Origin of the sequence: Noviherbaspirillum sp., from assembly GCF_035944575.1 — a bacterium.
GTDB lineage: Bacteria > Pseudomonadota > Gammaproteobacteria > Burkholderiales > Burkholderiaceae_D > Noviherbaspirillum.
Genome location: NZ_DASZBA010000093.1, coordinates 35,149 through 42,102, shown reverse-complemented (window position 1 = coordinate 42,102; position 6,954 = coordinate 35,149). Strand labels below are relative to the sequence as shown.

At 62.7% G+C, this 6,954-nt stretch carries 7 protein-coding genes; all 7 read right to left on the bottom strand.

The window, feature by feature from the left end:
* Nucleotides 1-1,520, bottom strand: a 1,520-nt coding sequence (locus tag VGU61_RS05795; RefSeq protein WP_326858153.1) for a DUF1631 family protein, incomplete at its 3' end; no start/stop codon positions are given.
* 135 nt (nt 1,521-1,655) lie between these two features.
* Nucleotides 1,656-1,814, bottom strand: a complete 159-nt coding sequence (locus tag VGU61_RS05790) for a hypothetical protein (RefSeq protein ID WP_326858152.1) — start codon at nt 1,812-1,814, stop codon at nt 1,656-1,658.
* 5 nt (nt 1,815-1,819) lie between these two features.
* Nucleotides 1,820-2,794, bottom strand: coding sequence for a quinone oxidoreductase (locus VGU61_RS05785; RefSeq protein WP_326858151.1), 975 nt, complete (start codon nt 2,792-2,794; stop codon nt 1,820-1,822).
* Nucleotides 2,795-2,818: 24 nt separating this feature from the next.
* On the bottom strand, nt 2,819-3,223 hold the full coding sequence (locus tag VGU61_RS05780; RefSeq protein ID WP_326858156.1) for a methylglyoxal synthase: 405 nt from the start codon (nt 3,221-3,223) through the stop codon (nt 2,819-2,821).
* Between the two features lie 394 nt (nt 3,224-3,617).
* Nucleotides 3,618-4,397 (bottom strand): SDR family oxidoreductase, encoded by a 780-nt coding sequence (locus VGU61_RS05775; RefSeq protein ID WP_326858150.1) that lies wholly within the window; start codon nt 4,395-4,397, stop codon nt 3,618-3,620.
* 8 nt (nt 4,398-4,405) lie between these two features.
* The gene (locus VGU61_RS05770; protein WP_326858149.1) at nt 4,406-5,317 is read right to left on the bottom strand and encodes a DMT family transporter; all 912 of its coding nucleotides are present in this window, start codon (nt 5,315-5,317) and stop codon (nt 4,406-4,408) included.
* A gap of 87 nt (nt 5,318-5,404) precedes the next feature.
* Entirely contained in the window at nt 5,405-6,952 is a 1,548-nt protein-coding gene (locus tag VGU61_RS05765; RefSeq protein ID WP_326858148.1) for a DUF853 domain-containing protein, read from the bottom strand.
* Nucleotides 6,953-6,954 lie beyond the last annotated feature (2 nt).

Here is a 6,954-nt window from a genome sequence, read left to right as displayed (position 1 = left end):
TTGGGCTTGACGCTCCAGATGAGATCGTCCATCGTCTTCTGCGCGCTTTGCAGCACTTCCGGCTTGCTGTCCCGCACGCTATGCGCGAGGCCAAGGATGCGCACCCACTGGGTTTCGAGAAACGTTTCGACGAACCCGGCCACTTCGCCGGATTCGATGCGCATCGCCACATCGTTGTCGGCCAGCTCCTTTGCGCGCTGGATGTTTTCCTGGCGGGCTGCGTCGGCGATGGCCCGCGATAAGGCATCGTCGTCCACCAGCGCTTCGCGCGCCAGGAACGATTCGAGATCGGCGGCGGCGGTATCGAACAATTCGATCTGCTGGTCGTATTCCTGCTGCACCCGCTCGACCACCTGCTCGATCATCTGGTACAGCGGGTCATCCCGCCCCTTGGCCGGATCGCAGGCGACGCTCGCGCTGGCCACGGTTTCCACCAGCCGCCGCGCCGGATGGCTGTCGACGAAAAAGAATTCCTGATCGGCGAGGGCCGCCTTCAATACCGGCACCTGGAGGCGCACCAGCAGCCGCTTTATATCGGTCGGGATGTGCTGCTCACGGAAGACGAAATCGAACATCCTGGCCAGCAGTTCGATCGCGTTGCGGTCGGCCTGCGTGAGCGCGCCGCGCGGCGCATTTTTCCCGAGATGGCGCAACAGCGATGCATCGATGACGCCCGCCTTGCCCTTCGGCGGCTCCGGCGCTTCCTGCTGGATCGCGTCCAGGTATCCCGACAGGGCCGGACTGACGGAGCTGCCGCCGGCATCCTGGCCGCCGGGCGACAGCCATTGATTCAGCTTCTGGTACAGCGGCAGATGGCGCCGGCTTTTTGCGGACTTTTTCAGCCGGTATGCGCCGGCCAGTTTCGGCAGCACTCCCTGGCCGACCAGCGTGTCGTTGAGTGCCTGCAGAATCGGCTCCAGCGCCAGGAATACCTCCGGCCGGAGCTGCCGCAGGACGACTTGCTGGGCGCCGGCGAGATCGAAGCGGCTCCATGCGTCGGACACCGCCTTGAGGAAGACGCCGGGACGGAACGGATTCTGCCCGGTGGCGATTTCGTCGCGCTGCAGCAGATGAGCGATGCGCAGGTTCAGCGCATGCAGGGAGTCGGCATTGCTGTCTTCGAGTGCCTGGCCGAGGTTGTCGAGGAGAACCTTCTGCTCCATGGCCTCGAAGGTGACCAGCGACAAGTCCATCGCCTCGGATGCCGGCTGCGGTTTGACCGGCTGCTCGATGGTGCGGATTTCCTGCAGCAGGGCGTCGCTCAGGCAGGCCGCTGTCAGCCGGTGGAAGGTCGTCATGCCGCGGCGCAGGTGCTGCAGCGCGTTCCGGGCCATGTCCGTATCAGCGGATTGCCCGCCCTCATCGGCTTGTGCGGCGAGCGCGTCGCACAGCCGGGCGGCGAATGCCTCGAGCTGGCGCGTCGATTCCGCGGCGGCGACCGCGGCCAGCTTGTTGAATAGCGCCGCCCTGCCGGATGGCGAAAGAACTTGCTCGAGCGGGCGGGTGAGAGGCTCTGCCATGGTGTGCAATAGGGGAAGGTAACGGAGATTTTATTGCGTTCAAGCAATAAAACCTAGCCTTTTACCCTTTGCCTATGCGAAATATGCCACTTGTCTGATCAGGATCACAGTGGATTGACAGATCGACAATCCCGATCACGAGTAGAAGCGTTCAGCCGCAAACGTCAATGCCACGATCAAGGCCACCGCCGCGAGCAGGACGAGCAGCAGACGCCCGAACCTGGGCGGACCGTCCACGCCGGTCGGCTGCTGCTCGGCGGGATGATCCATGGGATTGTCGAGGGGATCTTTCATGGCGCTCAGGGGATCAGGATGGTGGAACCGGTGGTTTTGCGGGATTCGAGGTCGCGATGCGCCTGTCCGGCATCCTTCAGCGCATAACGCTGATTGATGCCGATCACGATTTTCCGGCTTTCGACCATGTGGAACAGGTCGGCCGCCATGCTGTCGAGGTCTTCGCGCTTGGCGGTGTAGTTGAACACGCTGGGACGCGTGATGAACAGCGAGCCGCGCGATGCGAGTTCATTCAGGCTGAATGGCGGCACCGGTCCCGATGCGGCGCCGAAGCTGACCATCATCCCGAGCGGCGACAGGCAATCAAGCGAACCCGTGAAGGTATCCTTGCCGATCGAATCGTAGACGACCGGCACGCCCTTGCCGCCGGTGATTTCCTTCACCCGCTCGACGAAGTCTTCCTTGTTGTAGTTGATCGTGTGCGTGCAGCCGTGGGCTTTCGCGAGTTCGGCCTTTTCATCCGACCCGACGGTACCGATCATGGTGACGCCCAGCGCCTTCGCCCATTGGCAGGCGATCAGCCCGACGCCGCCGGCGGCGGCATGGAACAGGATGGTCTTGCCACCTTGAAGCGGGAAGGTGCGGCGGAACAGGTACTGCACCGTCAGGCCCTGCAACATCATCGCCGCGGCGGTGTCGAAGTCGATCGCGTCCGGCAGCTTGACCAGCACGGACGCCGGCATGTTGCGCAATTCGGCGTAGGCGCCGGGCGGGCGTCCGGCATAGGCGACGCGGTCACCCGGCTTCACATGCGTCACGCCCTCCCCCACCGCCTCCACCACGCCGGCGCCTTCCATGCCGAGGCCCGCGGGCAGCGTCTGCGGATAGGCGCCGGTGCGGAAATACACGTCGATGTAGTTCAGCCCGATGGCCGCCTGCCGCACGCGTGCCTCGCCGGGCCCCGGCTCGCCGACTTCCACATCCACGTATTCCAATACTTCCGGACCGCCGGTTGCCGTCATTCTGATTGCTTTTGCCATGTTGATTTCTCCTTGCCTGGGTCGTTATTTATGGGAATGTCCGTGCGCCGCATGATGCGGCACCAGTTGCTGCAACACTAGGCGTGCGGTAGCCACGTTGGTGGCACAGGGAATGTCATGCACGTCGCAGGCGCGCACCAGCGCGTTGATATCGGGTTCATGCGGCTGCGGCGTCATCGGATCGCGCAGGAAGATGACGCAGTCGATCTTGCCCTCGGCCAGCTCGGCGCCGATCTGCAAATCGCCGCCGAAGGGCCCGGACAACTTGCGCTCGACGTTCAGGCCGACCTCCTGGGCCAGGCGCTTGCCGGTGGTGCCGGTGGCGAGCAGATTGCACTGGCGCAGCAGATCGGCGAACTCGGACGCGAGGTCGACCATGTCGTCTTTTTTCTTGTCGTGGGCGATGAGGGCGATGCGTTTTTTGTTCATGGTGCGGGTGGTCAAGAAGTCTGTCGGGGGATTGGGTTTGGAAACGATGATCTTGGGTGAGAGCGTGGATTCACAACAAAAAAAGCGCTGGAGGAAGTAGTTAGAAAATCTTGCCCGCTTTCGCGCCCATCTGTCAGGTCCCCTCCCCCTTGCAGGGGGATGGTTAGGGTGGGGTTAGCGAGGGCAAATTAATGTATGCAACAGCGCTCAACCTTCACTCCTACGCAGGCAGACGGCATGCTGTCCAAATTCCCCGCTACGCCCCCCTTGGAACGGGGGAAGGAGCCTTGCAAAAATATTAGGCTAGTTGTCAGTCAACATCACAGGTCATTCCTGCTCGCAAATTGCATCTGCACTACAGAACCAAACCGCTCCCTCTTTGAACCCCTACCCCTCAAAAAGTCCCCGGATAATTCCCGCCATCCAGCAATATATTCTGGCCCGTCATATATCCCGCATGCACGCTGCACAGGAATGCGCACGCCGCGCCGAATTCCGCCGGATTGCCGAAACGCTGCGCCGGGATCTGCTGGCGGCGCGCCTCGAAGACCTGCTCAATCGTCTTGCCGGAAGCGCTGGCCGACGCGCCGAGCGTTTTCTTCAGGCGGTCGGTGTCGAACTGGCCGGGCAGCAAGTTGTTGATCGTCACGTTGTGCGCCACCGTCTTGCGTGCCAAGCCGGCGACGAAGCCGGTCAGTCCGGAACGGGCGCCGTTGGACAAACCGAGGATATCGATCGGCGCCTTGACTGCACCGGAAGTGATGTTGACGATGCGGCCGAAGCGGCGGTCGATCATGCCGTCGACGGTGGCCTTGATCAGCTCGATCGGCGTCAGCATGTTGGCGTCGAGCGCGGCGATCCAGTCGTCGCGCGTCCAATCGCGGAAATCGCCCGGCGGCGGGCCGCCCGCGTTGTTGACGAGAATGTCCGGCTGCGGACAGGCTGCGAGCGCTTTCGCGCGGCCCTCCGGCTTGGTGATGTCGCAGGCCACCGCCTGGACGATCGCGCCGGTGGCGCGGCGGATTTCTTCCGCCGTGTTTTCCAGCACATCGGCGGTCCGCGCCACCAGCGTCACCTGCACGCCTTCCGCCGCCAGCGCCTCGGCGCAGCCGCGTCCCAGACCTTTACTTGCGCCGCAGACCAGCGCCGTCTTGCCCTTGATTCCGAAATCCATGTCTTCTCCTAAGTTTTCTTTTTCGACAGCAAATAAATGCCGCTCAATACCAGCGTGGTACCCGCAAGCTGGATCGCGGTGATCGGTTCGTCCAAAATCATTGCGCCCATGAACAGGGTCGACACCGGGCCGACCATGCCGGCCTGCGACGTCGTCGCCGGACCGATACGCTCCACCGCGATCATGGTCAGAAAAACGGGCAGCACGGTGCAAAACACCGCGTTGATCATGGACAAGCCATACACCGGCATCGGCTGCAGCAGTTCGGCCGGCAGCCGCAAGAGGAAGAATTGCACGATGCATGCGACGCTGGAGACGCACATCGCGTAAGCCACCAGCCGTAAGGCACCGACCCGTGCGACCAGTTCGCCGGACATCAGCAGATACAGCGCATAGGAAATTGCGCTTGCCAGCACCAAGGCGCTGCCGAGGGCGACATTGGTGCCGCTGGCCTGGGCGTCATGCATCAGTACAAGAACGGTGCCGAGATAAGCCGCGCCAAGCGCAAGCCACTCCACCAGTGAAATTTTCTTCTTCAGGAAAAAAAAGGAAATAAGCAGGACGAACGAGGGCGTGAGAAACAGGATCAGCCGTTCCAGTCCGGCGGATATGTATTGCAACCCGAGGAAATCGAGGAAGCTCGACAGGTAATAGCCGAGCAGGCCGAGCACGACGATCCTGCCGCGATCGCTGTTGCTCAGCGGCACAGCGGTGCGCGCTTTCCAGACCGCGACGACGGCAAAAAACGGCAGGGAGAACAGCATGCGGAAAGTGATCAGCGTGACGGCGTCGACCTGATAGCGATAGATCAGCTTGGCGACGATCGCTTTTGCAGAAAAGAAAATGGCGCCGACGATGGCGATGGCGAGACCGGTAAGAAATGCTTGTCGGGCGGAAGGCTGGATTGCGCTGGAAGTCATCCCCGGATTGTACGCCGGGCTGCAATTGCGCACATTGCGCCGCTCGCGGCCCGGCTGGGTATATCGGGAACAGGGAAAAAGCGGTGTTTACCGCTTTTTAATGATGGAACCCAACACGCCGCGGATGATCTCGCGTCCGACCGTCGATCCGATGGAGCGCGCCGCCGATTTGACGACCGCCTCGACCACCGTGTCCTTGCGCCGGGACGCGCCGCCGCCGGACCCGAACAGGCCGCCCATGACGTTGCCGAACATATCGCCCATTCCGCCGCCGGACGAGGTGCCCTCCTCGGCGGCAGGCTCCGCCTGCTGCGCACGCGCGGATTTCGATGCGGCCTTGTCCGGCGCGGCCTGCTTGACCACCCGGCCCTTGAGCTTTTCGTGGGCGGACTCCCGGTCCACCGTGTTCTCGTAGACACCGGCCACCACCGAATTGGCCAGGCATTCCTTGCGCTGCTCGTCGCTGATCGGCCCGAGCTGGGAAGCCGGCGGGATGATGAAGGCGCGTTCCACCATGTGCGGCCGGCCCTTTTCATCCAGGAAGGACACCAGCGCTTCGCCGACCGCCAGTTCGGTGATGGCTTGCGCGGTATCGAGCTGAGGATTGGGCCGGAATGTTTCCGCCGCCGCCTGTACCGCTTTCTGGTCGCGCGGGGTAAAGGCGCGCAAGGCATGCTGCACCCGGTTGCCGAGCTGGCCGAGGACCGTGTCGGGGATGTCGAGCGGATTCTGGGTCACGAAGTACACGCCGACGCCCTTCGAGCGGATCAGCCGCACCACCTGCTCGATCTTCTGCAGCAACGGTTTCGGCGCTTCATCGAACAGCAGGTGTGCCTCGTCGAAGAAGAACACCAGCTTCGGCTTGTCCACGTCGCCGACCTCGGGCAGATCCTCGAACAGTTCCGACAGCATCCACAGCAGGAAGATGGCGTACAGGCGCGGCGAGTTCAGCAGCTTGTCGGCCGCCAGGATATTGACGACGCCCTTGCCGTTGGCGTCGGTTTGCATGAAATCCTCGATGTTGAGCATTGGTTCGCCGAAGAAGCGGTCGCCGCCCTGCTCGCCGATCGCGAGCAGCCCGCGCTGGATGGCGCCGATGCTGGCAGCCGAGATGTTGCCGTATTCGGTCTGGAATTCGGACGCATTTTCGCCCACATGCTGCAGCATCGCCCGCAGATCCTTGATGTCGAGCAGCAGCAGGCCGTTATCGTCGGCGATCTTGAATACGAGCTGCAATACTCCTTGCTGTGTATCGTTCAGATTCAGCATGCGCGCCAGCAGCAATGGGCCGAGATCGGAGATGGTGGCCCGTACCGGATGGCCTTTCTCTCCGAACACGTCCCAGAACGTCACCGGACAGCCTTCCCAGGCAGGCTCGTCCAGCTTCAGCATGGTCAGGCGTTCCTTGATCCGTCCGCTCGGCGTTCCCGGCATCGCGATCCCGGACAGATCCCCCTTGACGTCGGCCATGAATACCGGCACGCCGATGTCCGACAAGGCCTGCGCCAGAGCCTGCAGGGTCACGGTCTTGCCGGTGCCGGTAGCGCCGGTGATGCAGCCGTGCCGGTTGGCGAGGCTGGGCAGCAGGGCCAGTTCCTTGTCCTCGTTCTTGGCGATCAGTAGTGGATTGGGCATGG